Origin of the sequence: Kordiimonas sp. SCSIO 12610, assembly GCF_024398015.1 — a bacterium.
Lineage (GTDB): Bacteria > Pseudomonadota > Alphaproteobacteria > Sphingomonadales > Kordiimonadaceae > CANLMI01.
The window spans coordinates 875,764-901,835 of record NZ_CP073747.1 but is presented as its reverse complement, the minus strand read 5'-3'; the positions used below and the strand labels follow the sequence as shown (position 1 = coordinate 901,835).

Annotated in this window: 23 protein-coding genes; 9 read left to right on the top strand and 14 right to left on the bottom strand. The window is 47.9% G+C overall.

The genetic code is table 11. The features are described 5' to 3' along the window. Positions 1 to 83: 83 nt before the first annotated feature. Positions 84 to 1,319 (top strand): bifunctional alpha/beta hydrolase/OsmC family protein, encoded by a 1,236-nt coding sequence (locus KFF44_RS04125; RefSeq protein WP_255937549.1) that lies wholly within the window; start codon positions 84 to 86, stop codon positions 1,317 to 1,319. Positions 1,320 to 1,467: 148 nt separating this feature from the next. Beyond that, positions 1,468 to 2,835 (top strand): P-loop NTPase fold protein, encoded by a 1,368-nt coding sequence (locus tag KFF44_RS04120; RefSeq protein ID WP_255937546.1) that lies wholly within the window; start codon positions 1,468 to 1,470, stop codon positions 2,833 to 2,835. An 8-nt stretch (positions 2,836 to 2,843) separates the two neighbouring features. Here KFF44_RS04120 and KFF44_RS04115 read toward each other — a convergent pair whose 3' ends face one another. The 4 genes from KFF44_RS04115 to KFF44_RS04100 form a co-directional block, all read right to left on the bottom strand. Next, positions 2,844 to 3,065, bottom strand: coding sequence for a hypothetical protein (locus KFF44_RS04115; protein ID WP_255937543.1), 222 nt, complete (start codon positions 3,063 to 3,065; stop codon positions 2,844 to 2,846). A 291-nt stretch (positions 3,066 to 3,356) separates the two neighbouring features. Beyond that, positions 3,357 to 3,698, bottom strand: coding sequence for a zinc ribbon domain-containing protein YjdM (locus tag KFF44_RS04110; protein WP_255938800.1), 342 nt, complete (start codon positions 3,696 to 3,698; stop codon positions 3,357 to 3,359). 81 nt (positions 3,699 to 3,779) lie between these two features. After that, positions 3,780 to 4,820, bottom strand: coding sequence for an NAD-dependent epimerase/dehydratase family protein (locus KFF44_RS04105; RefSeq protein WP_255937541.1), 1,041 nt, complete (start codon positions 4,818 to 4,820; stop codon positions 3,780 to 3,782). A gap of 114 nt (positions 4,821 to 4,934) precedes the next feature. Then, positions 4,935 to 5,864 (bottom strand): PleD family two-component system response regulator, encoded by a 930-nt coding sequence (locus KFF44_RS04100; RefSeq protein ID WP_255937540.1) that lies wholly within the window; start codon positions 5,862 to 5,864, stop codon positions 4,935 to 4,937. Positions 5,865 to 5,984: 120 nt separating this feature from the next. Here KFF44_RS04100 and KFF44_RS04095 point away from each other — a divergent pair, with 120 nt between their 5' ends. Both KFF44_RS04095 and KFF44_RS04090 read left to right on the top strand, forming a co-directional pair. After that, positions 5,985 to 6,425: a GNAT family N-acetyltransferase gene (locus KFF44_RS04095; protein ID WP_255937538.1), complete on the top strand. Its 441-nt coding sequence runs from the start codon at positions 5,985 to 5,987 to the stop codon at positions 6,423 to 6,425. Between the two features lie 107 nt (positions 6,426 to 6,532). Further along, a complete protein-coding gene (locus tag KFF44_RS04090; protein ID WP_255937536.1) occupies positions 6,533 to 8,080 on the top strand; it encodes a lipopolysaccharide assembly protein LapB in 1,548 nt (515 codons plus the stop codon). Here KFF44_RS04090 and KFF44_RS04085 read toward each other — a convergent pair whose 3' ends face one another. Together KFF44_RS04085 and hmpA are read right to left on the bottom strand one after the other, a co-directional pair. Then, on the bottom strand, positions 8,081 to 8,512 hold the full coding sequence (locus tag KFF44_RS04085; RefSeq protein ID WP_255937535.1) for an Rrf2 family transcriptional regulator: 432 nt from the start codon (positions 8,510 to 8,512) through the stop codon (positions 8,081 to 8,083). A 104-nt stretch (positions 8,513 to 8,616) separates the two neighbouring features. Next, positions 8,617 to 9,825: an NO-inducible flavohemoprotein gene (hmpA, locus tag KFF44_RS04080; protein WP_255937534.1), complete on the bottom strand. Its 1,209-nt coding sequence runs from the start codon at positions 9,823 to 9,825 to the stop codon at positions 8,617 to 8,619. Positions 9,826 to 9,942: 117 nt separating this feature from the next. Here hmpA and KFF44_RS04075 point away from each other — a divergent pair, with 117 nt between their 5' ends. Further along, a complete protein-coding gene (locus KFF44_RS04075; protein WP_255937532.1) occupies positions 9,943 to 10,233 on the top strand; it encodes a DUF1971 domain-containing protein in 291 nt (96 codons plus the stop codon). 126 nt (positions 10,234 to 10,359) lie between these two features. Further along, complete coding sequence (locus KFF44_RS04070; protein ID WP_255937531.1) at positions 10,360 to 11,880, top strand: hypothetical protein; 1,521 nt, start codon at positions 10,360 to 10,362, stop codon at positions 11,878 to 11,880. Positions 11,881 to 12,045: 165 nt separating this feature from the next. Here the strand turns inward: KFF44_RS04070 and KFF44_RS04065 are convergent, their stop codons facing one another. Continuing rightward, positions 12,046 to 14,628: a M1 family aminopeptidase gene (locus KFF44_RS04065; protein WP_255937529.1), complete on the bottom strand. Its 2,583-nt coding sequence runs from the start codon at positions 14,626 to 14,628 to the stop codon at positions 12,046 to 12,048. 223 nt (positions 14,629 to 14,851) lie between these two features. Between KFF44_RS04065 and KFF44_RS04060 the strand changes: the two genes are divergently transcribed. Together KFF44_RS04060 and KFF44_RS04055 are read left to right on the top strand one after the other, a co-directional pair. Then, a complete protein-coding gene (locus KFF44_RS04060; RefSeq protein WP_255937526.1) occupies positions 14,852 to 15,448 on the top strand; it encodes a bifunctional 2-polyprenyl-6-hydroxyphenol methylase/3-demethylubiquinol 3-O-methyltransferase UbiG in 597 nt (198 codons plus the stop codon). A gap of 141 nt (positions 15,449 to 15,589) precedes the next feature. Further along, positions 15,590 to 16,987 (top strand): hypothetical protein, encoded by a 1,398-nt coding sequence (locus tag KFF44_RS04055; RefSeq protein WP_255937524.1) that lies wholly within the window; start codon positions 15,590 to 15,592, stop codon positions 16,985 to 16,987. Positions 16,988 to 17,145: 158 nt separating this feature from the next. Here KFF44_RS04055 and KFF44_RS04050 read toward each other — a convergent pair whose 3' ends face one another. The 5 genes from KFF44_RS04050 to KFF44_RS04030 all read right to left on the bottom strand — a co-directional run bounded on the left by KFF44_RS04050 (position 17,146) and on the right by KFF44_RS04030 (position 22,606). Next, positions 17,146 to 17,997, bottom strand: coding sequence for an SDR family NAD(P)-dependent oxidoreductase (locus KFF44_RS04050; RefSeq protein ID WP_255937523.1), 852 nt, complete (start codon positions 17,995 to 17,997; stop codon positions 17,146 to 17,148). A 283-nt stretch (positions 17,998 to 18,280) separates the two neighbouring features. Then, entirely contained in the window at positions 18,281 to 18,901 is a 621-nt protein-coding gene (locus tag KFF44_RS04045; RefSeq protein ID WP_255937522.1) for a PEPxxWA-CTERM sorting domain-containing protein, read from the bottom strand. Positions 18,902 to 19,088: 187 nt separating this feature from the next. Beyond that, on the bottom strand, positions 19,089 to 19,841 hold the full coding sequence (locus KFF44_RS04040) for a PEPxxWA-CTERM sorting domain-containing protein (protein ID WP_255937521.1): 753 nt from the start codon (positions 19,839 to 19,841) through the stop codon (positions 19,089 to 19,091). 222 nt (positions 19,842 to 20,063) lie between these two features. After that, positions 20,064 to 20,450 (bottom strand): hypothetical protein, encoded by a 387-nt coding sequence (locus KFF44_RS04035; protein ID WP_255937519.1) that lies wholly within the window; start codon positions 20,448 to 20,450, stop codon positions 20,064 to 20,066. Further along, on the bottom strand, positions 20,450 to 22,606 hold the full coding sequence (locus KFF44_RS04030) for a PQQ-dependent dehydrogenase, methanol/ethanol family (RefSeq protein WP_255937518.1): 2,157 nt from the start codon (positions 22,604 to 22,606) through the stop codon (positions 20,450 to 20,452). The genes KFF44_RS04035 and KFF44_RS04030 overlap by 1 nt, the downstream gene beginning before the upstream one ends. 202 nt (positions 22,607 to 22,808) lie before the next feature. On the opposite strand from KFF44_RS04030, the gene KFF44_RS04025 reads away from it, so the two are divergent. Continuing rightward, a complete protein-coding gene (locus tag KFF44_RS04025) occupies positions 22,809 to 24,566 on the top strand; it encodes a carboxylesterase/lipase family protein (protein WP_255937517.1) in 1,758 nt (585 codons plus the stop codon). A gap of 86 nt (positions 24,567 to 24,652) precedes the next feature. Here KFF44_RS04025 and KFF44_RS04020 read toward each other — a convergent pair whose 3' ends face one another. Together KFF44_RS04020 and KFF44_RS04015 are read right to left on the bottom strand one after the other, a co-directional pair. Continuing rightward, positions 24,653 to 25,621, bottom strand: coding sequence for a hypothetical protein (locus tag KFF44_RS04020; protein WP_255937516.1), 969 nt, complete (start codon positions 25,619 to 25,621; stop codon positions 24,653 to 24,655). 4 nt (positions 25,622 to 25,625) lie between these two features. Beyond that, entirely contained in the window at positions 25,626 to 26,018 is a 393-nt protein-coding gene (locus KFF44_RS04015) for a GntR family transcriptional regulator (protein ID WP_255937515.1), read from the bottom strand. Positions 26,019 to 26,072: the final 54 nt, after the last annotated feature.

Genomic DNA, 26,072 nt, shown 5'->3' with positions numbered 1-26,072 from the left:
TTGTAATGGAAATATTATGCCCTACCTGATAGATCATATTTCAAAGCAACGATCACGTTGACCAAATATTGGAGGAAAAGGCGATGGAACGCATTACATTCATGGGATCACAAGGTTTCGAACTCGCAGCACGGCTCGACCGTCCGGTTGGCCCCATTAAGGCCTATGCCCTTTTCGCCCATTGCTTCACCTGCGGCAAGGACTTGGCCCCTGCCAACCGGATCGTAAAGGCGCTGAATAACGACGGTATTGCTGTACTTCGTTTTGACTTCACAGGCCTCGGCAAAAGTGGGGGTGAGTTTGAAAACACCAATTTCTCCTCGAACGTTGCTGACCTTGTGGTTGCCGCCAATCATATGCGCGATCATTTTGAAGCCCCAAGCCTGATGATCGGCCATTCGCTCGGCGGTACCGCAACCCTTCTGGCGGCATTAGAGGTGCCAGAGGTGAAGGCGGTCGCGACGCTTGGTTCGCCCTCAAACGCAACCAACGTAATGAAACAATTCGCAGGCGATGTGGATACGATTGAAAGCACAGGCGAAGCGGATGTGAAATTGGCTGGGCGCCCCTTTAAAATCAAAAAGCAGTTCCTTGACGATATTAAGGACCAAAACGTTCTGGACGCCGTTGCAAAACTGAAAAAACCACTATTGATCGCGCACAGCCCGATCGATGATACGGTCAGTGTTGATCATGCGGCGGAAATTTTCATGGCAGCGAAGCACCCGAAAAGCTTCCTGTCTTTGGACAAAGGGGATCACCTTCTCTTTAACCCCGGCACGGCGGAATATGTTGCGAAATCAATCGCGGCGTGGGCATCGGCCTATATCCCTGACCTGACGGAAGAGGATATGATCAACATTCCTTATGGCCGTGTGGCCGTGCACCCAACAGGCTACGGCAAGTTTCAGCAGCATGTGCATGCGGGCCCGCATAATTTTCTGGCGGACGAGCCCAAGGCCTACGGCGGCGACGAAACGGGTGCAACCCCCTATAACCTTCTTTTGGCGGGGCTGGGGGCCTGCACGTCCATGACCATTAAAATGTATGCGGACCGCAAGGGTATCGAACTGGATGACGTAGAGATTTATCTGGACCATAAGAAAATCCATGCCCAGGACTGTGATACCTGCGAAACCGAAACAGGTAAGCTCGACAAAATCGAACGCCAGATTGTCCTTAAGGGCAACCTGAGCGACGCCGAGCGAGCGCGCCTGATTGAAATTGCCGACCGCTGCCCCGTTCACCGCACGCTCCACAGCGAAGTGGTGATCACAACGGAAGAACGCGCTGAAGAGGCTGCAGGGACTGCGGCATAGGGCAACCCCTGAGCCACTATTGATTGATACATTAAAAAACACCATGCTCTTTAGTTCGGAGCATGGTGTTTTCTTATAAAGTGCATCTTTAAATCCTATGGCTGTAAATCTATATCTCTATCTATGTCAAAAACACGATGGGGATTTTATGCGCATTTCACCAAAACCAGTTGAAATTGGCCCAAATGATGGCTTCACAGCAAATAACGATATTTTTGGGTACGAGGAATTTGGCAAACGCCTTGGTAATTTGATGCGTAACATCGACCATCCAGCGACAATCCTACTGGATGGTCCGTGGGGATCAGGAAAATCTGTATTTGCCCAACAATGGGCCGGCCAATGCAGAAATGAAGGCGCGAAAGTCATCTATTTTGATGCCTTCAAAAACGATTTCCACAGCGATGCCTTCATGGCCATCACCAGTCAGATTATAAACATAGTCCAAAAAGAAGACATTGGAACCAAAACAGAGCAAAAGAGCCTGATAAGTAAAAGCGTACAATTAGGAAAAGAACTACTCCCAATCGCAGCTAAGATCGGAACTCGTGCTGCCACATTTGGTCTGTTAGACACCGAAATATTTGAAGGCGCAGGCGAAGCTATTGATGCAACCACAAAAGAAGTTGGTAAACAATTCGAAGAAGCATTTGAAAAGAAACTTCGTGAAAAACTCACCAACGCTCAAACAGAAGAAAAAACAGTCATTGGATTTCGAGAACAGTTAGAAACTATTGCGGCTAAAGCACGAACTGCATCAAAACAAGAGGGCGGCGAAGACAATCAGGGATGGCCTCTAATTTTTATCATTGATGAGCTTGATCGCTGCAAACCATCCTTTGCACTGGAGGTAATCGAAAATATTAAACACCTGTTCGCTGTTGACAATGTATGTTTCTTGATCGTTACAAACACCACTCATTTAGAGGATGCCATCAGTGGCTTATATGGTTTAAAAGCCCACAAAAGTAGCTATCTCAACAAATTTTATGATCAACATTTCAAGCTTCCCGAACAGAAAAACACATATAATTCAGTTGAAAAGTATTGCGATTTTATATGGCGACAAATGGAGTTCCCTGATGATGAAAGAGATCAAATATATTCGGCAAAGAACACCCTCAAGACTGTTTCTTGCGGATTAAGTTTATCTATTAGAGATGTATCTAAAGTTGTAGGTAATTTAAGTATCTTGGCTTTAAGTGGCCCAGAAAATAACATCCATAACCTATCAGTCTACATGGCTATTTTGAAACTAAAAAATCATGACCTTTACGAGAAAATAAAAACTAAAACAGTTGACCTTCATATCATCATAACTAGCCTTAACATTAATAACTGGAATGAAACCGAGCGCGTTAAGGAGTACCATCAGGACTTTTGGTCGTTTATATACGGTGCAGAACTAATAGACGAGAGAAGGCGTGAGCATTTTGACTGGCATCACCCTTTTTATTCGGAAGAAAGCTTTCACGATACCTGTACGACTCTCGACTCATTAAGTGCTTTTCCATAGCAAACACTCTAACTCACACTCTTGATATAAGCCCGTAGGTTGCGGAGTTTGGCAACCAGTGCGCGGTGGTGTTTTTCGCTTTCAAACAAATTGGCTTCGAAGGTTGGGGTGTCCACATAAATTGGCATTTCACTGGCCGCATCATGCACACCGCCGCCAAAAAGCCGCCCATCAGCACCCAGCGTGAGGCAGCTTTTGTTTTCACCCGAAATATTTTCCATTTTATTCATAATTCATTGCCTGATTTGAATTGTGCTTTTGGAAAATCCAACCTGAGTGCGCGGAACCCCATTTGATACCCCTGAATGATAATAGTCTTCATTCCGGGGCGTACCTGAATACGGGGCGGTTTTCCGCCTCTTGACCCAACCGTCCGGTATCATTTGACCGCGATAAGCTGGGCTGTATTCTGAGTTGCCACATGCAGTATATAGCAAGGGAAAACGGCAAGTTTTAGACACAAAAAAGGCAATTTCATCACATGCGTGTGTGAAACATTTGACGGGCTTTCATGAATATATTTACGATTTCTTAACGAATATTGATTTGAGCTTCATGGCACCAAACCCATCAATTTTGCAATCAATGTCATGATCACCGTCAACAAGCCGGATACTTTTCACTTTTGTTCCCACCTTGACGGTCGATGATGTGCCCTTGACCTTCAAATCCTTGATAACTGTTACCGCATCACCGTCCTGCAAGATATTCCCGACCGCATCACGAACAACCGCTTGATCATCTGTGTCAGTGGTTGACGGCCCCGGAACCCATTCATGTGCACATTCAGGGCAGACCAGCATGCCCCGATCTTCATAAGTATATTCAGAGTTACAATTCGGGCAATTGGGTAGCTTGTCCAGTGTCTCAGTCATAATCAGGGCTCTTTATCGATTGTTCAGGGCGGCTTTTACCGCATGGTTTTGCCATTGCCTAGAAGGAATTTACCTGATCACGCCCTCATCAATAAGCGAATGGGCAGCGGCCTTTACCGCATCTTCCGCGCTTATGAACTCCATTCCCAAAACATCAGGCGCATTGCCCGCATCGATTGTCACCCGCGCGCCCATATCCGGGAAGATGGTTTTGACCTTGGTATCAACCAGCGAAAGCGCCCTGATCATGACATCAGGCACTTCAAACCCCGGAATACGCCAGCGCCGATTTGGAAACTCGGTTTTCAACACCTTCGCCATTTCAAGAAGCGACAGAGTGTTCGCGGACACGACCAGGCGCCGTCCGCGCGCCTTTTCCGCAAACAGCGCCTTTATATGCGCCGCCGCCACATCGCGCACATCAGCCACCGGATAGGATGCCCTCGGCAGTGCGGGATACGGCCCCGCCAGAATTTCCTTAATCAGTTCAAGCGAGGTGCCGATGGTGCTATCGAGCGCGGGGCCCGCAACGAACGCGGGGTTAATAACCGTGATCTTGTCACGCACCCCTTCACCGTCAGCAAGGTGCCAAAGCGCTCGCTCCGCCCGCGTTTTGGAGACCAGATAGGCCGACATGCCAGCCCAATCAGGGTCGCTCCAATCCTGATCAGTGCAGGTAAGCGCCCTTGGTCGATCGCCCCGATACATGATCGCCGCGATTGAAGACGTAACAACAATGCGCTTCACGCCCGCAGCGAGCGCAGCCTTGACAGCGCGCAGCATGCCATCACGTGCTGACGGCACCAGCGCTTCCCTATCCTTTGGTTGCAGTTTCGGAAACGGGGACGCGGTATGTACCATATAATCCACACCGTCCATCGCCTCACGCCAACCATCGTCTGACAATAGATCAGCTTCAACAAACTCAAGACGGCTAACGTCACCGCCGTGCCGGGCAATAATGGCTTTGACCATATCTGCTTTCGACAGGTCGCGCACCGTGCCGCGCACACTATATCCGGCATTGAGGGCATAAAGCGCCGTATGCTTGGCGATAAAGCCGCTTACGCCCGTGATCAATATGGTTGGTTTATCCAATCCCTCAGTCATTGTGGTATCCCATTCACCGACTCTCAATACAGACACACTGATCATTCCTGCCTTGGAATAGCATGACCATCACTTCAAACCCCAAAACATTGTTTTCCCAGCGTATTCGCTACATTATGTCTTGGAGACAGCATCACGAATATGGCGTGAAATTTCACTTCCTGAATCTGTTTCAAGCGCCACCTTGATCGCACGGGATAATTCTACGAGGACTTTACGGTCTTTGACCTCTATCTCGCTTCCCTGTTTTACCAAACGCGCTGTTACCGTTAGGACCGTACTGCACAAATAATGATAAACAGACTGTTCCTTTTCATCAATTACGGTTAGCGCTTGCTTGGTTGTCGATAACAAGTTTTCCAGAAATTCGCTCACTTCCGGCTCCAGGATGCCATCCCCTGCCCACGCGTAACCAGCGTCGATACGGTCGACAAACCAACAAATCCTTCGCATATAACTGTCGGCCCGGTGGCCATCCATTGCCTTGACTGTTCTTGCAATTGCGGCCTGCATTTCCTTATCGGTCATATCATTTTTGACACGAGCCCGAAGCGCATTCGGCGCATCAAACAATAAATGGCTGGTGCTGTGTTCCCGAACGGAATCAGCCGAACGGCGGTCTGGGCCCGCGTAATCAACTGTAACCAAAAACTTTTTTCTATTGTCGATCAATAAATCCAGCCGCTGTTCCAAATGCCCCAGCGAAAGAGGATATAATAAAAGGTCATCCGCACCGCTATTAACCACTTTTTTCACAAGATGACTTGTTGGCTCCAGCGTAATGGCCATCATGGGGAGAAACGGGTTTTTACCAAGCCGCCCCTGACGTACATCGGCAATCATTTCCAATGCATCACCATCCGGGAAGCTTGTCCCGAGAATTAGGAGGTCGGGTTTGTTTTCCGTGACAGCAATTCTGATCGCTTCAAATTTACCACTTAGAACAATATCGGTATAACCAAGTTCTCTGAGCAAATCCCGCAAAAGAAACCGCACGCCATCTTCACTCACAATTATGTGGATTCTGGCATCTCGTTTATTCACACGGCTTCCTTAATATTTGGCGGATAACAATATTATCGTATATTTGTTATTAAGTTGCTAACAGGCATCATACAACTTTTGTCTGTAGTGGTTTTAAATTTATCGTGATTGGAATCAGTAATGTCCATAATAATTCGCAAAATCGAAGACCATGATTATGAGAACTGGGCCGAGCTTTGGACCGGATATCTCGCTTATTATAAAAGCACCCTGCCGGACACAATTTATAAAACCACCTTCAAACGGCTGTTGAACGACGAATATTATGATCCGCGGGGGTTTCTGGCCGTTGAAGACGGGAAGCCGATCGGCCTCGTGCATTATATGCTGCACCGCCACTGCTGGCGCGAAGAACATGTGGTCTATTTGCAGGACCTGTTCACTAATGACAACGCGAGGGGCAAAGGTGTTGGGAAGGCCCTGATCGAAGCGGTGTACAGCGAAGCAGACAGGCTTGGCACACCAACCGTTTACTGGAACACTGAAGATTTCAACCACAGAGCCCACAGGCTTTATGACTATGTGGCCAAACGAACCCCCTTTATCAAGTATCAGCGGTAAACTATCCCCACTGGTTGCAATTGGCATAACTTTAGATTAGCGTTACACTGGGATGGGGATAATGCGCCTTCAATATAAGGCGCATCAGGTATTTGCTTACGGGGACGATGATGAAAACAGTTTTCAAGCTTTTTGCTGCGGTAATTCTACTTAGTAATCAAGCATTATATGCTGACGATGAATGGCATGAACTGATCAGTGATCACTTTATCCTGCGAACGGACACCAACCTTGAAAAAGCAAAAGAGACGATTGAGAAGCTTGAAAAATATCGTTTTACCATCGGGGCGATCACGAATGCAGACCTAAGCGCTGATTATTCACCGCCTTTAGTTGTTTACGCCTTCGAGAAAACAAAGCGTTTCCGGCGCGTTTTTGGGATAACGGGCGGCACTGCTGGCTTCTACATTCCTTTCGAGGATGGAGCTATTTCCATGCTGACGTTAGAAGAAGGCGACGAGACATGGTCGCTAGACGGCTTACGCGTGTTGTTTCATGAATATTCGCACCATATTCTTCATCAATACAGCCCACTTCAATATCCAAGATGGTATGATGAGGGCTTTGGTGAATATCTTGCGATGACAGATTTTGACGGCGACAAAGTTATCATTGGCCGGCCCGCCGTTCACAGGTTTCCAAACTTAAAATCACCAGGCAGCTGGCTGAAACTGGAAACGTTATTACAGTCAAAAGGCGAATATATTGGCGCGATCGGCGGCGCAACATCACGCAAGCGTCTGAAAACAAAAAATTATATTTTCCAACAATATTCACAAGGGTGGTTAACAACCCACTTTTTCCAAAGCTCTGATAAATATCAGAAAAAATTAAATGCGTATCTGCAAGGGATTAACAGGCCCGGTAGCGACATCGATAAGGAATTTAAGAAGGCCTTTGGTAAAAGCTATGCAAAGATGGATAAGGAAATAAAGCGATATTGGTATAATCGTGAACTGCCTTCATATGTTATTGATTTAAAGGGCCAAATACCCGAAATCGAGTACAAAGTACGGAAATTGAACGAACATGAAGTTAAAATTATGGAGCCAGAGGCAAGGTATCTTGCTGGTGGTTCTGCCGAGGAGATTGCAGATCATATAAAAGTCTTTGAAGAAGCACTTTCAAATGACGTTCGTCCAGCGGACTTAAATCTTTATCTCGCTGAATTAGCATTAAGGTCAAAAGATTGGGACAAGGCAGAACATTACATCAATATTTTACTTGCTGAAAAATCCGATCATGCGCCTGCGCTTACACTGAAAACAGAATTGATGAAGCGTGGTAAACAATTGAAAGAGCTCGCAAAAGACCAGCAAAAGGCTGTTCGCAAAGCAACCATAACGGCCCTGAAGGCGGATCAAACATATGTCCCTGGCCTGATGGCTTATGCGCGCCTATTCATGGAAGAAGGAACCAAGGTTACTGATAATGCACTTGATGTTATGGAAACCGTTCGTTTCCTTGTACCTGATGTTGACAGTGCAAAAATTCTGCAAGTTCGCATGCTGGCAAAAGCGGGCAAAGTAGCTGATGCGAAAGCTCATGCCCAGAAACTGATTGATTGGGCATCGTCTAGTAGACAACGTAAAAGATATGAAGACCTTCTGGAAGAAGTGGAAGAGAAAGCCACACTGACAGCAAGCGCGAATTAATCATCCGATATTCAAAAGGGCCTTGAGCTGCTGCTCGGGGCCTAAAATTTCGCTGAGTGTATAGCGGTCCAGGACCTGAAAAAACGCTTCCAATGCCTCTTTGAACATGGGTTTCATATTACAGGCCGGTGTGATTGTGCACATGCCGCCTGCGCCCAGACATTCAACAACCGCAAGATTGTTTTCGCTAGCGCGCACAACATCGCCTACCGTGATTTCCTTTGGGTCTTTCTTAAGCCGTAGGCCCCCACCCCGGCCGCGCACGGTTTCGAGGTATCCTGCCTTACTCAGGAAATGGACCGCCTTTACTACATGGGGTTCATTAATACCGTAGGCAGCAGCAATTTCCTTCACAGAGGAAAGGGCCGGATGTTTGGTACCCGCAAATATCAAAACCCGAAGGCAATAATCACTGAAGCTTGTTAACTGCACATTGCTTTCCTCTCGTCACTTGGTGATTGAGTTTACCATTCGCGAGAGAGGAAAGCTATATTTCAGATATAGAATATATCCAATCAGGGAAAATCCAGCGTTTCCTATGCTGCTACATCCAGGCTTGGGCCAAACACTTCAAAATGGATCTGGTCACGGGCAACACCGCGTGCACGCAGCAAACCCGCGACATGCTGCATAAAGGGTACCGGGCCACAGAAATAGAAATCAGCCCCGAAATCAACGCCCATTGCGTCCAGCATTTCGTCGCTTAGGAAACCTTGATAATCGCCGCTATCGTCCGTTTCATAAACAGTGAAATATTTAAAGCGCTTTTGTTCCGCCCGTTCCGCGAAATTACCGTGCATGGTGTGCTCACGGTATGATTTAGCACAGTGAATAAAGGTGATATCAGCACTGTCCCGTGTTCTTAAAGCCACCTTGAGCATCGATGCCATCGGGGTAACCCCCACGCCCCCGCTTAAGAGGACAATCGGGCGTTCACCGCCTTCATTCAGGTAAAAATCACCAACAGGCGGTGATACTTCCAATGTATCACCCACTTTAACCTGACGGTGTAGATAAGTGGAGACAACACCCGCGGGCGCGCCCTGCTCTTCTTTCACCGTAATACGGTAATACCCGCCCTCTAACGATACCTTAGGGCCGTCAGACAAAGAATATTGCCTGATTTCGCTGCGATCATGGCCTTTGATATCAAATTTCACCCCGATATATTGCCCCGGCCGATAGGAAAGGATTTCGCCGCCGTCCACTGGCCGCAGGTAAAAGGATCGAACATGCTCGCTCTCACGCACGATGCGGTCAATCCGAAACGGCCTGAACCCGCGCCAGCCACCATCACGGTTTTCGTTTCCTGCATAGATATCTTCTTCCGTTTTAATGAAGATATCCGCGAGGATACCATAGGCTATTCCCCATGCCTCGATAGCGGGATGGTCCATCCCGACGCTAAGGTGCTGACAAAGCGCCTCCAGAAGGGCTTCACCGACCAGTGGGTAATGCTCTGGTTTGATCATCAGGCTTGTGTGCTTATTCGCAATTCGGTTAACCGCCGCCATCAATTTTTCAGGTGTTTCGATATTGCTGGCATAGGCAAATATGGCGTCCGCCAGCGCCCGTGACTGCCCATTTTCAACGCCTTCGCGCTGGTTGGACATATTGAAGATATTCTTTAATTCGGGGTTACGCTCAAAAAGGATCTGATAAAATCGCCGGGTGATAGCCTCACCCTCATTTTTCAATAGTTCAATTGAGCCCTTGATCTGGTTCAGCATATCGGGTGTTAGCACACTTTTACTCCTTGGTACTTTCTGTTCGCTACTTGAATTTAAATATATATTTTATATATATCTTTAAAGAATATGAATCGCTGTGACAGGGCGTCGCATGCTCAATCCAAGGGGAATATGATGAAAACCCAACTACCTGAAAATGTTGAGAAATATAGCGAAACACCGATTTTTACGGAAAAGACAGTACCCAAGAAAGTCACTGAAAATCATGATACAAAAGCCGGTGTCTGGGGTAAATTATGCGTTCTTGACGGCGCTGTTGATTATATCATCCCGGGCCCACCAAAACAGGAAAGACGCGTTTTCGCGGGTAAATTTGCGGTCATTGAACCCACCATCATTCACCGCGCAAAACCTATTGGTGAAGCCAGATTTAAGGTCGAATTTTATCGAAAGATAAAATAACCACTTTGTGATCCCAAATGGGATTTAGGATATTGAAATATATTGAAACCGTCATAAACCAAGAGTAGCGTTTTGTGACTATTAGACGTTTTCTTTATGTATTTTCAGTGCGATTTTGGGGCCACTATGAAACAATTTATTCTCGTTATCCTAACGATCATTCTTTTTACAACGAACCCGCTTCAGGCGAAGGATAAATGGCTTGAGCTAACGAGCGAGCATTTCATCCTGAGAACCAATGCGAAGGCCGAAAAAGCCCGCAAAACCATCGAGGACCTGGAAAAATTTCGCTTTACACTTGGCGCCCTAACGGGCCTTGACCTTAGCGTTGATAACAGACCCCCACTAACCATCTATGCCTTCAAGAAAAGGCGCGATTTTCAAAAACAGCTGAAGACAAACAAAAACGTTGCAGGATTCTATTATCAACGACCTGACCGCGCTATCTCACCTTTAAGTTTTGAGGACGGAAAAGAAATCTGGCAACTTAAAGGGCTCGAAGTGATTTTTCATGAATATTCGCACCATATCCTGCATCACTATAGCCCGTTCAAATATCCCAAATGGTATGATGAAGGTTTTGGGGAATACCTAAGCACAATCACGTTTGACGGCAAAATAGCAACCATTGCAGAACCGCCTGTGCATCGCTTCCTTAGCCTTCATGATACAAAATTTTGGGTCAGAATTGAGGATATTATTAGAGCAAGAGCGGCCTACCCTGAAAAAGGGCGCACCCGCCGCGGTCGGAAAATCGATGCAAAAGATGGCCTTTATGCCCAAGGCTGGCTTTTGACCCATTATCTATTCAGTAAACCGGAATATAAAGAACCACTTAATGCCTATATGCGTGCCCTCAATGAACCGAACATAAGCGATGACCAAGCTTTCCAAACTGCATTTGGTAAATCATATAAGGAAATGGAAAGTGAATTACTAGCCTACTGGAAAAAAGGTTCGCTTTCAGTTTTAGGGTACGACTTCAGCAAAAGAATGCCTGACTTTAAGGTAACCATGCGGGAAATGCCTGAGGCAGAGGCGAAAATCCAATATGATGAGGTACGACACCTAACGGGGAACCGTGCCAAAAAGTTCAAGGAAGCGCAGAAATCTTTTGAGGCTGCGTTAAAGGCCGGTATCCGCCCCGACGACATGCGCCTGTACCTCGCCGAACTGGCGCTCTATAACGATCAGCCTGATATCGCACGCGAATATGCAAATGCTATATTGCAAACAAAGCCAGATTACGCCCCAGCCTTGCAGATGCTATCAAGCGCATTTGCACACGGCAAAAATCCACTGCGTTTCAAGGATCAGGAATTAAGCGAGTACCGCGCGCTTGTTACTAACGCGCTCAGGGCCGATAAATACTATGTGCCCGCACTTCTAGATTATGCAAATCTGTTCCTCCACAGCGACGCGGATGTAAGACCGAATGCAATTGAGGTCGCAGCCCTTGCCCGCAAGCTTGCGCCAGATAGTTTCCCTGCGACCAGCACGCATATTAACCTTCTTTGGAAAAGCGGTAACCTGGACCAAGCCCGCAGGGAGGCACAGCTTCTGATCGATTGGACAGGTAATCCGGATTATAAGAAGCAAAACCGCGAAACCTATAGGCCATTATTGGAGGCCAGCGGCAACGAATAGAAGGCCTTAACCCGCAATTCTGAGCGCTTTCATTGAAGCCTTGATGCCTGAAATGCGGGCACCACAGCATAGCCGAATTGCGGCATGATCAGACTGAGGCCTCTATACGGGCTCAGGCCTTGGTAACCGGATGCACTTAACGATCACCGAATACTAAATTCATGGTCATTCCGCGTCACCATTCGCCTTCAATACCTTGTTCGCACGGAACAGGGTATCGGCTGATTGCAGGATCTTAAGCTTTAATTGATAGTTATAATCCGGGCGGTTTTCCAGAAAATCACGGACAATTTTAACCGCACTGTCACTTTGATAATTCGCGAGGGTCACCCCCGTCCAGCGTGCGGGGAAGAAAATATCGCCCGTGCGCTGAATTTCCGCAAGCAAATCAAGGCTATCATGCAAATATGCCTCTGATGTCTCAACCCGCAACGGATGATGAATGTATCCAAGGGCGGCCAGCACCCAGGATTCCACTGCCCGACTTTCCTCACGCTTGAGGCTTTCAAAAAACGCATCGCGTACCGCCTTATCAGCCGACAATGCTGGCTTGATAAAATCGAACCTCCGCTTACGGTCCGGGTTTTTGATCTTACCGTCCTCAGCCGCAATCAATGCCGCCGCGTTTTCCGGTGATTTCACAGCCAAATTAGCCGCCAGATTAATAATATCCGCTTCCGACAAGCTCAGGTTATCAATCCGAAGCGTGTCATCCATAATCGCCATCAAACGCCTGATACCAGCGTCTGTGATCGCAAGCGCGGCATAGCTGCGGTAAAATACCTTTTTAACGGCCGGGCTTTTGGCTTCTGCCATACGGGTCCACAATACTGCCTCGACTTGCGGAGCGAAACCAGCGCGGGTTTCCTTTGACAAAAAGGACCAGTAAATCCGCGTAATATGACGAAGCGCCAGATTAAGGACAATCTGATTATCTTCGCGCTCAACAACCCTAAGAAGGTCCCTTAAATGGCCCGATGGCCGGACGTCCTCATGCCCCTCTAATAGTTGCTCATTCAGCATAATAAGAAGCGACCCCTTTTGAAGCGGGGTCAGATCATCCCAGTTTTCCTTTAAAAGCGTCACATTGGCAGGGAACAGGCCGTAGCCTTTGCCGTCTGCATTCAGGAATATATCCTCACCGCGAGCGCCCAGTGGTGTCGTTTTACCGCCAACCGCAACTGCTTGCTCATCCGACAAATTATCGCGTCTGGTTGCTGTGAAACTTTGCGGCCAAATCCGGTCTTTCCCTGAAGCGTCGATAGTTTCAAGCGCATTCTCGGTCGCGGCAAAATCAAACGTTGGCCGACCCGCTGTATTCACCCAAACATCGCTCCATGTGGTGATATCCGCATCAGATCGCTTGTCAAAAATTGCGATCAGATCAGGCCATGTGGCGTTACCGCCCTTAAAGCTTTGCATATATTCGCGGATACCATCCCTGAAGGCTTGCTTACCGAGCAAAAGTTCCAACTGCTGCATCATAATGGGCGCTTTATTATAGATAATCGCGCCGTACAATGTGCCCGCTTCATTCAGGTTTGGAAGATGCTGCCTGATAGGGTTCGCGCCTTCGGTGCGGTCTACACTGTAAGCCGCAGGGTAACTGCGCGACATAAAGTTTAGATCATGGTCAATGTTCGGGAAGCTTGGGTTCACGATTTTGGCAGCCATAAAGTTCGCGTAAACTTCCTTGGTCCAGACATCATTGAACCAATCCATCGTCACCAGATTACCAAACCACATATGCGCGGTTTCATGTGCGATCAGATTTGCCCGGTTAAGAAGCTGCGCATCTGATGGATCCGCGTCCAGAAAAAGGCTGGAAGCGCGGTACTGAATGGCCCCCACATGCTCCATCCCGCCATATTGAAACGCAGGAATAAGGGCAAAATCAAACTTCTGAAATGGATATTTGACGCCAGTATAATCCTCTAACCACGTCAGGGACGCACCGTGCAAATCAAAGATCGCATCCAGATTTTCCGCTACTTTTTCGTTGTCGGTTTCGCGGTGCAGCATGGTCATTGTATGGCCGTTCACCGTGCGGGTTACACGTTCAAATTCACCCGCAACGAAGGAAAACAGATAGCTCGGGATTTTGTCACTGGTTGCAAATTTGAAAACCCGCTGGTCCCCCGCCACATCCTCGCTTATTTGTGCGCCGTTCGAGAGCGCCGTCCAGTTTTCCGGCACCGTAAGCGTAAGGTCATAAGTGGACTTGAGATTAGGTTGATCAAATACAGGAAAGGCGGTTCGCGCCCGGTCCGGCACAAACAGGGTATACAGATATCCTTCATTGCGGTTAAGCGACGTATCGCCCGCTGTAAACTCGATATCAATGGTATTTTTACCGCGCTTTAAGGCGCTCGCCGCAATAATCAAATGCTCGCTCGCATGCTGCACAGGAACCGACGTTCCATTCACCTGCACAGTTTTAATTTTCGCGCCCTCTTCGCGGAAATCAAGTTGAAGCCCCTTGGAGGCGTCACCCAGATTAAAGGTCACACGCTCAGTCACTGAAATAGGGGCTGTTTTGTCTTCGGGAATCGTGAAATGCAGGCGGTAATTGATATCCGACAGCACTGATTTCCGGAACTGCGCCAGCGTTAGGGATACACCGGGTTCAATAGATACGGCCTCTTCTGCTACCGCATCACCTGCCGCTATATTCCCTGCCCCAATAATCACAGTACCAGCAAGTCCAAGCGCAAGTGCCCCAATTTTCAATATGCCCCGAAACATCATATGTATGCCCTTTAATTTTAAACCCACATCCTGTTTATAGCGATAAAATGGGACGGCCTTCAACAAACGGTTTTTTGATCGAAATTTTCCTGCCGAATGCCACGAATTGCTTACGGTGAAAGAAATCAATATACTCAAAACAACGTGACCGTGATGACTCTAATGTTTGTGTAGGTCAAACGCTTCGCGGTCCTCGGTCTTATATAAAAAGATACATGTTTTAATGCATGACCCTGAAACCATAAATGTATATGACCAACAAGCCGCTCGCTATTCCGAATGCGTTGGTTCAACCGATGACTATATTGGCTTAGATACTTTTATAGGTCGCCTTCCTGCGGGGGGAACCGTATTGGACTTAGGGTGTGGCTCCGGTGAGGTTGCCAATAGAATACATAATGCAGGCTTCCAAGTTACCGCAATCGACGCTTCAAAGGCGATGGTAGAATTAACCCGGCAATATAGTGGTGTTCACGTATACCAAGCGACCTTCGACACATTAAACGATCATGAAAAATATGATGGAATTTGGGCAAATTTCAGCCTACTTCACGCAAAAAGACCCGCCTTTATTCAATATATCAAACGCATTCATACAGCCTTGAAACCACAAGGTATATTCCATATCGGCATGAAAAACGGTGTTGGCGAAGGCAGAGATCATCTGGGTAGATTTTATACATACTATACGATTAAGGACCTGAAGGGTTTGCTTCAAGAGGCTGGCTTTACGATTGAAGCTGAACACACTGGCACCGGCAAAGGGTTGGCCGGCACAAACGATCCATGGGTCGTCTTCACAACCTCAAAAGATAAATAGCCTTAAACGCATTTTATTATCCATCCTGTCCCATACCCTAAACGAAAGTATCAGGAACTTTCCTTTACCAATATGCTAGCATCACTTTTCGTCACAGGCTTCAAGCATGCTTTGATGACAAAAGATACATAGGAGGGGACTATGTCAGTGGATAAAAAACGCATCGTATCAACCGTGATATCGACCATGGCCTTGCTCGCTACCGCAGGCACAGTGCTGAATGCGACAGGTCAAGACACAGCAGAAACTGAAGTTTCCGCCTCAAAAACAACTACTAAAACAAGCAGCCTTTGGCTCGCGGATTATGCCGCTATGCGCCAGTTAAACGAGCTTGGCCAATATGCAGCACGTAACGAAAAATGGACTGAGGCCGCAGCCTATTATGAACGCGCAAGCGAGCATGGCCCAAACATCCCCTCACCCACCGGGTTATGGCTTGATTATGCCGCGATGGATGCCCATGCCCGTGCAGGCAACACTCAGGATAGCCTTCGCCTCCTCGCGTTAACCGCAAAACGTGGTTTTCGCTTCCCCGAGTTTATTGCAGGAAACCCGCTATTCGCCCCCGTAAAGGAAGACCCAGCATTCAAAACCGCGCTTGCCCTGATTGTGAAAAATGCTGACGAGTACAGGCAAGCACGTTCAAGCCCTGATGATGCCAATCTGATTTTCGATGATGTGCCCAGATTTTGGGCTGCCTATGACGCGGCAGATAAGTTTCGCTCTCTCGATGGCAAGGCCGCGAAGTTCCGTGAACTTTATCTGGCGCCCGGTACAGCGGGGGCCATTGACTATCATTGGATCAAAACCAAAAGCATGGAACAATTGGCGCAGAAGATCAAAGAGTCCAAGGGGTTTTATGACGGTATCCGCAAACAAACACTGAAGGCCGCAAGTTTTGAACCCCAAATTCGCGCGGGGTTCAGAAAGCTGAAATCTATCTATAAGGATGCGCATTTCCCCGATGTTACATTCGTTATTGGGCGCTTGAATTCTGGTGGCACAGCGGGGCCAACAGGCATGCTAATCGGCCTTGACGTGTGGTCATGGCAGGAAGGGGTGCCGCTTGACGGCATTTCACCGGGCTTTCAAAACATCCTGACCGCGAATGACCTGAGCCGCCTGCCGTACATTGTGGTGCACGAACAAATTCATGCCATGCAGGGCTATACGGGTAAGGCCACATTGCTGCGCGGTGTTTTACAGGAAGGAAGCGCTGATTTTCTGGCGCAGCTCGCGCTCCCGGACGCTGAATTGCCTTCCTATTTTGTTTGGGGTGCGGCGCATGAGGAACAGGTTTGGAACCGCTTTAAGGAGGATATGCTCGGCACCGATTACTCGAACTGGATCGCCAATAATAATGACGCGATTGGCGATGATTGGCATGCAGACCTTGGTTATTTTATCGGCGCCCAAATCTGCAAGGCCTATTACGACCAAGCCGCAGACAAACAGCAGGCAATTAAGGACCTGCTGTATGTGAATGATGCTGAAGCCATTTTTGAGAAAAGCGGATATGCCAGTAAATTCAAGAACTAAGCACCAGATTGATCGCTGGGGCGAATATGCTTCGTGCAGGGGTCACAAATGCGGCGATGACAAAACCCGCAATCAGCACTGTTCAGCTATCCCTCAGTTATTCGCTCCTGTATTCGTCAGGCATACCTCAGGCATTCCAAAGGCACTCTTAACCTGCGTTACGATCTATCTCTGATCCGGTCAAAGCTTTCTTTGATCGCTTGGAAGCGCGCATCAACCGCAGGCTCAAAGGTATTATCGGTGAGGATATAAGGCCAATCCCCTTCGATCCCTTCAAGGGTTAGTTCCGCAACATAATCAGGGCTTATGCCGTTCGGCACTGACGCCATCGCGAGCATGGCAAACCGGCCCGCTTCGCTGTCTGGTGAAACTTCCTCCAATTTGCTGCCGTGGCGCGGCTGAAGGTTACGGGCAGATTCGATAATCCGTGTTTTCACAAACCCCGGACAAAGCACCGAAACACCGATACCGCGTTCGCCCATCGGTGCGCGCAGCCCTTCGCTTAAGGATACAACACCAAATTTGGTCACGTTATAAGAAGGCGACCCACCGGAAACGAGGCCCGCCATCGATGCCGTGTTTACAATATGACCACCATCGTCCCCAGCCTGAATAGCAGCCTCAATAAGGGGACCAAAAATTTCCACCCCCCAGATCACCGACATCAGGTTAACACCAATCGTCCAATCCCAGCTGGCATCCGTCCATTCACTGTAACCGCCGCCGCCGCCAACACCCGCGTTATTCACGAGGATATTGACCATGCCAAAGCGTTCAACCGTGGCATCCGCAGCCGCCTGAATTTCATCCTTCAAGGAAACATCAGCGATCACACCGTCCACATCGGCGTTGGTTGCCTTCAAGGTGCCGAGCGCCTTATCAAGCGCATCCTTTTCGATATCACACAGCATTACCTTTGCGCCCGCCTGAGCAAGTGCGGTTGCGATAGAAAGCCCGATACCCGAGGCCGCTCCCGTTACAAAGGCAACTTTGCCTGCAAAATATGTCACTGATTTCTCTCCCTCACCACGACCCCGTGTTTTATATAGCGTTTTTGTATAGCGTTTTATCCAGAGCAGTTTTGGGTTCGGTGTTTACTGGTAATGCAGGCCATTCACATGACCATTGTTCCACCAAATCCCTATTCGTTGATTACAGGCATATATCCCCAAATGGCCGGGCGCAAGAAAAATAATCATTATCATTAAAAATTAAATCCAGCCATGAAAAACCCCAGTGAATGCTGACTAGTTCAAACTGGGGCTTTCAATCGGTTATGGCCTTGTGTAACCGTTAAACGGCAAAGTGACGACGGCGTTTCAGCGCGAGCCCAGACAAGCCAAAACCAAAAATCATCATTAGCCATGTGGATGGTTCAGGAACACTAATGTTAAAAAAATCTATTTGATGACCGCTTGTGAAAGTAATACCACCAAAATTGTTAGCCGAGTTTCTAAAATCAAAAAAACTAGGACTACCTGACTCGCCTTCACCAGCAATAAAAATGCTATCGATAATTGCTCCACCTGGTAAAATTCTATTTTCACCAGCAAACACTCTCAGACCGCCACGCAACTGTTTTAAAACCACATTACTCACCGATGAATTAAAAACAGTGTTGTCGCCAGTGTACATAAGTGACCGATTATTTTCAAAAGTCAGTGTAAAATTTTCGTACTGAAAATATGTGTTTGAAAATGAAGTCATTATCGCTGGATTAGAGCGCCTGTCGTCATCAAATATCAACTGTGCACGCCAACTAGCGATCGTCTGTCCGTCGAAGAAACCAAACTGAGCTGCAATTTCGCGAGAGCCAAAATCAGCTTCGCCAAAAAAGCTAAACGTTGTTGCAGCAAATGCCTGGTGACCTGCAAAGGTAAAACAGAATATTAGAGATATAATTACTTTTCTCATGATTTCCCCCATCACGTGTAAATAACGTTAACAAATAGTTAACACGCAAACACGAATAATACAATTATGAATATATTAAAAATACCGATGCCTGCTGCGCCAATTCACTAAAGCGAAAACTGTTTTGGCCACTAAAAAGCCCCGGCAAATACCGAGGCTTAACTATCATTTGGATTTCAATACGCCCCTAGACGGCAAAACGACGACGGCGTTTCAGCGCGAGCCCAGACAGGCCGAACCCAAAAATCATCATCAGCCAAGTTGCAGGTTCTGGAACCGCAGAGGTTACGGATACTATTGATACATTTTCCAATCGCAATCCACGTAAAAGCCCATCATCACGGGCGATGATATTCCCTGCATCATCAAAGATGCTGAATATTATGGAGCCTCCAAATGATAAAGCATTGAATTGACTCTGGTTAAATACAGAGGCATCAGACCCTGAGAAAGTATCAAAAGGTAAAATGCCTCTCACAAAAAAGCCACTAGTATCAATCTGCAAAGTTGGATTAACCGCAACTTCGTTGATTCCCACAACGGTTATACGATCTGCATTACGTCCAGGCTCATTCGTTACTCTATCAATAATATCAACCGTATTACTGAATCCAAAACCTCCTCCAAATCCGGCTGGACCTGAATGCGTATACGATACATTCCCTATATTGAATGTAAAACTTTCATAAGCGAACTGTGCCGCAGTATCCCCTAGTTCATTCGAAAATGTTGTGACTGCATCGGCGCTGGTTTGGCTATTGTCGAAAATCAGTTCAGAAGAAAAACGTATGGTCGTGTTTGGCATTACACCGAATGCCGCTGCATCCAGTATAGATGATTGGAAAATGGCATCTCCTTCAAAACGAAAGGTTGTTGCTTGCGCAGAAACTACCGTATTCAATATGAATATAGATACAATTAACAAAATTGCTTTTTTCATGATTTCCCCCATCAAGAACTTCAAAAGTTAACAAATAGTTAACTTTAAAAAGCATCAAATACAACCCTAAACTTTACTTCAGGGTCAAACTGTATTGTTTTGATATAGAGTAAGCATGAAAATAGTAAAAGAACTGGATTCCGGATCGCGCTACGCTTGTCCGGAATGACGCTAGTCGCTGATATAATCGTCATACTTAACTGGATTGAGCATCCAAAATTCCTAAAGAATTTTATATGCTAAATATCCAATACCAGCGGCTATCATTGCTCCACAAACAGCCAGTACTCTAACAGTTTCTCGGTCAAAAACCTTTGGACGAATTGCCTCTTTCCACGGACTTTCTTTACCTATTTTGCCAACTCGTTCAATTTCCAGCATATCTACAGAAGTTATAGCTTCCTGCACTTTTTCAAATACAGTTCCTTCCTTGAAAGTTAAAATGTACTTTTCATTCGGAAAGTCACCTTCCTCAGTAAAATATTCAACGTCCAAGTCAAACTGCTCTGCAAAAACATCACTGAACATATCCTGTAATTCATAACCATCAATGGTTACAACAACACGCCCATTCTGTTCGCGTGCAATCACATGTTGCTCTTCAGCCATCAACCACCATTCGCTTTATAGTAACTCTCATCTTTTTCCGAATTGGCTTCGCGGATTATGTATGCCCTGATCGCCTCGGCCATTTCAGGTGATACATAGTCACCGAACCCGGCCATTCCGTTTTCAGCGAGGGCACCGTCCACAACAATTGATTTCCACGTTTCCGCGTCGCCGAGCACACCAGAATATTTTAGGTTCGGCACACTACCATAGGACTGCGCCTGTTCGCCGTGGCAAACAAAGCAAAAGCCAGCGTAAACCTGCCGCCCAAGGGCAACCGCCGCGTCATCGCCCAAATCCTCGGGCGGTGTGTATGCAACCTTTGATGGCTTCACAAGGGGTGGAAGTTCGTTCGTTGGCCCAAGCGAAAACACAAGGATACGACCAAGTTTCGGCTCCTTACTGCCCGATGGGAATACCCCACCCAAGATAAGCGAATATGCCCCGCCCCAGCCTGCGGCAACTGCCACATATTGAACGCCGTCAATTTCATAGGTAATGGGGGCCGCAACCACACCCGTACGCGTACCAAAGGACCATAGCTTTTCACCCTTATCCGCCGAATAGGCGCTAAATTTCGCGCCAGCCGTGCCTTGGAATACAAGGTTGCCACCCGTTGATAATATCCCACCGTTCCACGGGCCCTTGTGCTCAACGCGCCATGCTTCCTCTTGCTTCACGGGGTCCCACGCGATCAAACGACCCTTCGCCGACGCCCGAAGCGCCTTCAGGGTTGCGGCGTCATCAGGGAAATTATTCAGCATTGGGTTTGTGCCCGTATTCCAAAGCCCCGGGCGATATTCAAACGCCTGATCATCGCCGTAAGCAAAGGGAATTTCCTGCGCCGGAATATAAACATAACCCGTGTCCCTGCTCATAGACATAGGATGCCAGTTGTGGGCACCAAGCGGCCCCGGCAGTTGAATATAGGGCTGATCCTTGCCCGGATAGCGGGCTGCCTCAATTTCCACAGGGCGGCCCGTTGTTTCGTCAACATGGGTGGCCCAATTCACAGGAACAAAGTTTTTGGCAGAAATAAATTCACCTGTCTCGCGGTCAATCACATAGAAAAAACCGTTTTTCGGGGCCTGCATAATCACCTTGCGCGTACGGCCCTCGATCTCAAGGTCCGCCAAAATCATATGCTGGGTTGCTGTATAATCCCACGTATCGCCGGGTGTTGTCTGATAATGCCATGCATATTCGCCCGTATCGGCATTAAGCGCCACAATCGACGAAAGATACAGGTTATCACCGCCGCCCGGGCTTCTGATTTCCTGATTCCACGGGCTACCGTTACCAACGCCGATATAAAGCAAATTCAGCTCTGGGTCATAAGCCATCGAATCCCAAACGGTGCCACCGCCACCGCCGGTTTTCCACCATTCACCGTTCCATGTTTCAGCAGCGGAATGCATCGCGTTATTTTCAAAACCATCTTCGGGGTTTCCGGGCACGGTATAGAAACGCCACGCAAGCCTTCCATCCACTGCGTCATAGGCAGATACATACCCGCGAACGCCGTATTCAGCGCCGCCATTTCCGATGATAACCTTGCCGTTTACAATTCTGGGCGCGCCCGTGATTGTATAGGGTTTTGATTGGTCAACGGTCACAATATCAAACTCAACCGCACCTGTTTCGGCATTAAGGGCAATCAGGCGACCATCGATAGTGCCCATATAAATGCGCCCCTGCCACACGGCCACTCCGCGGTTTACCGCGTCACAGCAAAGATGCACCGCCTTCTTCCGGTCAATTTCAGGATCATATTCCCAGAGCTTTTCCCCGGTTTTAGCATCAAGGGCCGTCACCACATTCCATAACCCGGTTACATACATAGTCCCGTCAACCACGATGGGCGTCACTTCGATCCCGCGGCTAACGCCGAGGTCATACCACCAGCGAAGGCCAAGGTCCTTCACGGTGTCAGCATTTACCTGATTAAGGGGGCTATAACGATCTTCTGCGTACGTTCGGCCATGGGTTAGCCACACACTATTGTCCGCGTCCGCCGCAATTATCCGGTCCGCGTCCACGTCAGCAAAGCTTTTGGCTTGCCCAGTACCCGCTTCCTCCTGTTCCCCGTTTGAACATGCAGCCACTGCCATCAGTGCCGCTGCCAGTGTTAGCCAGCGATTATTGAACTTTGCCATAAACTTCCCTCCATCCGAATCTGTGCTTTGTGACCCCATCAAACACATGAATTTGATCATCACACACATCAAAACAGATGACAAATTAATTGATATCATTATCAATCTAATCTGTAGAATTTACGCGTAGGAACAAATGATCCGCCAAAGCATTTTGGCAAAGCACTGTTCACTGATCGTGTTTTGAGGGAAGGGGCATATCATGAAAAAGGTTTTAAAAGGTGCAGGCATCGTAATTGGACTGGGTATCATCAGCCTGATTGCAATCGGAATTTATATCGGCAGCCAAATTTCAAAACCGGAAGACAAAGGCCCTACCCAGATCTTCAACACCCCTTCTGGACAGATCACGGGTATCTGGACTGCGGATGACGGGATCGCCAACTTTATGGGCATCCCCTTCGCCGAGGCCCCCGTGGGTGATTTGCGCTGGCGCCCAACAGTTGCCAAGGCATCATGGGACGGTGTTTTGAACGCCGATGCCTTCAGCCCGCGGTGCATGCAGACAACCACCCGCGTTGACGATAGCCAAAGCTATGCCGAACGCTTGGTTCGCGGCCTCGGCCTAAACTGGTTCAAAACCGAACTTGCGGTATCAATCATCAAAAACGGTGCTGCGGCCCCTGTTGATGAGGATTGCCTTTACCTGAACATCCGCACACCAGAGGCCGGCAACACAGATGCGAAGCTTCCAGTTATGGTCTGGATCCACGGCGGAAGCCACACGGGTGGGTCAGGGTCTGATGATCTGTATCAATCCAATGCCCTGGTGAAAGAAGGCGTGGTTTTGGTTACCATTAATTACCGCCTTGGTATTTTTGGGTATCTGGCGCACCCGGCTCTTTCGCGGGAAACAGCATTGAATATTTCCGGGAATTATGGCCTGTTGGACCAGATCGAAGCCTTAAAGTGGGTTCAAAGAAACATCGAGGCCTTCGGCGGCGATAAGAATAATGTCACCCTATTCGGCGAAAGCGCTGGCGCGTGGGCAGTTACTGAAATTATGGCGTCACCACTCGCGAAGGGATTGGTTCACAAAGCCATCGGCGAAAGCGGTGCGTCCTCTACGCTCCATCACTTGCGGACAACACCCGTCGCGCCCCATTCAGGCGAAGGCGAAGGGGTGAAAATCGCGGCAGCATTTGGCGTAACTGCGGATATGAGTGCGGATGATATGCGCAAAATACCAGCAGACGTTATTCAGTACGCGCAGAACACCTATGAGGGCTACACTGGCGTGTTGCATCCGATTGTTGACGGCTGGGCACTGCCGCGCGCAGCCTCCCTTATTTTTGCGGACGGCGAACAGGCAAACATCCCTTACCTCACTGGCGGGAACGCGGATGAAGCCACCCTGTTTTATGATGCCTACAAGGCACCCAATACTTGGGGCGGCAAGGCACCTAGGGATCAGGCAGAGTTTGAAGCCTGGATGACAAAGCATTACGGCAATGAAACCGCACAGAAATTGATCAACCTCTATAGGTTGGATAACCCTGAAACCCGCGTGAGGCAGGAAGCAGACATGCTTGGGGATGATCTGTTCATCAATCACATCCGCCGCGTTGCCGCCGAGCAGGCAAAAATAAACGAGGATGTGTATCTTTATCATTTCACCCGCACACCCCCAGACGAGGACCAAACCATTGGGGCGTTCCATGCGTCTGAACTGTTTTTTGTTTTTGATAATTTCAACACCGCAATTTACGCGGAGGACGCAGACGATGACCTTCGCCGTCATATGGTGAAATACTGGGCCAATTTTGCGAGGACTGGCAACCCGAACGGCGATGGTTTAACGGAATGGCCGCGCTATACCCGCGCTGATGAAAAATGGATGGTGCTCGATCACAAGCCAGTGGCAACCAAGGTTGATCAGGCCGAAACCCTGAACCTTCATGAAGCCCGCATGTATGAAGCAATGGAGACATTGAGAAAGCAGCCTATTGAAGGCCGTTAGACAATAGAGTAAAGGCGCTAACTTTTTCAAGTAGCGCCTTTATCCGGTGGGATTATCCTCGCTGCCGCAACGGCATTCTATTTATTTTATGTCACCACACCGTTTCCCCCAACTTCGTCATTGCGATAAACGTCAAAATTTATCTCCTCCAATGGGTCAAATCGAAAAATTGTACCAACACTGAAAATCACACTGGCCTGAAACAAAAGGCTGGTCATAATCGGGTCAAATATTTCAAAGGCATAACGATCTGCCGCGATTGTAAAAATAAGAAACCCGCTCATTAAAACACTCGAGAATACAAGTGATTTTATCATGACTTCCGTACGGCGCAGTTGGTCGGAATAGGATTGATAGGGGTCTAGTTTCATGCCGGAAACAGTCGCTCTGGCAATCATCACATAGGCAAGATTAACCCCGGTGATCAGCAACAATGTAATATAAACCTCTTCGCGCCACTCATTCACGGGGCCTTCACCGCTCACAAAGAATATCAACCATCCAACATATCCCAGAACTGCGAGCCCAACCATTTGCGGCGATACAAAATCGAATAACGTCCTACGTTTCAACCCTGCTGCTCTTACCTTGGTGTTGGCGAACGCCTTATGCATAAGGCGATACTGTTGATATTCACGAACAGAAAGATACACACCCGGGATCACCTGAAGCATAAAGTAGGCAAAAACCAGAATTTCATGCCCGCCCTTTAGGTCAAGCTGATAGCCGGAGGCAAGGGCTGCCAGCAGGATTACAGCACCAACAATTGCAATCGCGCGGTTAATCTGAATAAACAGGGTAAGCCCGCGACTGCGCTCCGCCATAGAGATTTGATCCAAAGGTGACGGGTATAGCTTTGGATATTCATCAGGTGGGAAACGCTCTAGAACATACCTTATGCGTTCGACTATTTTTCCTGGAAAATAAATGGAAATCAGGAAAACCTGACTAGCGCATACAAGATAAAATATGATCATGACAGTTGTCATCGATAACCCAAACGGTATAGATGCCAACTGCGCAGTTTCGTTTGCTAATTCGGTCTGTACTATCATTTTTCTATTCCTTGCGTGTCGTATGGCGGCCATTCATCACATTATTGAAAGCGATCCTTATTTCGCTATCTGTGGCGCCGCCTTTTCGAAGACTGTCTATTGTTTGCGTAAGCGTGTTGGTGACCCAGGCATTAATATCGACACCGATATTTTTCTTTGCTTCCGGATGGATATAGGTTCCCCGATACCCCCTTGTCTGAATCACACTGTCGCGCTCAAGGATTTTATAGGCCTTGGCGACAGTTTTTGCGTTTAAGCCCAAATCCCCTGCGAGCTGACGAATAGAGGGCAAAGCGTCACCAGGCATAACACGCCCCGCATCGATTGCGGCCTTTACCCCATCTACAAGCTGGGCGAACAGCGGTAGCTCGTCATCCATATTGATGGTTATATCCATATCCTCAGTGTCCAATTTTGTTTGTTATTTTAATAACATGATTTCAAATCGATT

What these genes read in the sequence shown, in the direction of transcription:
- KFF44_RS04025 (WP_255937517.1), top strand. Translation starts at nt 22,809, where the DNA reads ATGAAAAAGGTTTTAAAAGGTGCAGGCATCGTAATTGGACTGGGTATC.
- KFF44_RS04095 (WP_255937538.1), top strand. Translation starts at nt 5,985, where the DNA reads ATGTCCATAATAATTCGCAAAATCGAAGACCATGATTATGAGAACTGG.
- KFF44_RS04040 (WP_255937521.1), bottom strand. Translation starts at nt 19,841, where the DNA reads ATGAAAAAAGCAATTTTGTTAATTGTATCTATATTCATATTGAATACG.
- KFF44_RS04115 (WP_255937543.1), bottom strand. Translation starts at nt 3,065, where the DNA reads ATGAATAAAATGGAAAATATTTCGGGTGAAAACAAAAGCTGCCTCACG.
- KFF44_RS04125 (WP_255937549.1), top strand. Translation starts at nt 84, where the DNA reads ATGGAACGCATTACATTCATGGGATCACAAGGTTTCGAACTCGCAGCA.
- KFF44_RS04070 (WP_255937531.1), top strand. Translation starts at nt 10,360, where the DNA reads ATGAAACAATTTATTCTCGTTATCCTAACGATCATTCTTTTTACAACG.
- KFF44_RS04120 (WP_255937546.1), top strand. Translation starts at nt 1,468, where the DNA reads ATGCGCATTTCACCAAAACCAGTTGAAATTGGCCCAAATGATGGCTTC.
- KFF44_RS04055 (WP_255937524.1), top strand. Translation starts at nt 15,590, where the DNA reads ATGTCAGTGGATAAAAAACGCATCGTATCAACCGTGATATCGACCATG.
- KFF44_RS04065 (WP_255937529.1), bottom strand. Translation starts at nt 14,628, where the DNA reads ATGATGTTTCGGGGCATATTGAAAATTGGGGCACTTGCGCTTGGACTT.
- KFF44_RS04020 (WP_255937516.1), bottom strand. Translation starts at nt 25,621, where the DNA reads ATGATAGTACAGACCGAATTAGCAAACGAAACTGCGCAGTTGGCATCT.
- KFF44_RS04060 (WP_255937526.1), top strand. Translation starts at nt 14,852, where the DNA reads ATGCATGACCCTGAAACCATAAATGTATATGACCAACAAGCCGCTCGC.
- KFF44_RS04015 (WP_255937515.1), bottom strand. Translation starts at nt 26,018, where the DNA reads ATGGATATAACCATCAATATGGATGACGAGCTACCGCTGTTCGCCCAG.
- KFF44_RS04105 (WP_255937541.1), bottom strand. Translation starts at nt 4,820, where the DNA reads ATGACTGAGGGATTGGATAAACCAACCATATTGATCACGGGCGTAAGC.
- KFF44_RS04090 (WP_255937536.1), top strand. Translation starts at nt 6,533, where the DNA reads ATGATGAAAACAGTTTTCAAGCTTTTTGCTGCGGTAATTCTACTTAGT.
- KFF44_RS04035 (WP_255937519.1), bottom strand. Translation starts at nt 20,450, where the DNA reads ATGGCTGAAGAGCAACATGTGATTGCACGCGAACAGAATGGGCGTGTT.
- KFF44_RS04075 (WP_255937532.1), top strand. Translation starts at nt 9,943, where the DNA reads ATGATGAAAACCCAACTACCTGAAAATGTTGAGAAATATAGCGAAACA.
- KFF44_RS04030 (WP_255937518.1), bottom strand. Translation starts at nt 22,606, where the DNA reads ATGGCAAAGTTCAATAATCGCTGGCTAACACTGGCAGCGGCACTGATG.
- KFF44_RS04045 (WP_255937522.1), bottom strand. Translation starts at nt 18,901, where the DNA reads ATGAGAAAAGTAATTATATCTCTAATATTCTGTTTTACCTTTGCAGGT.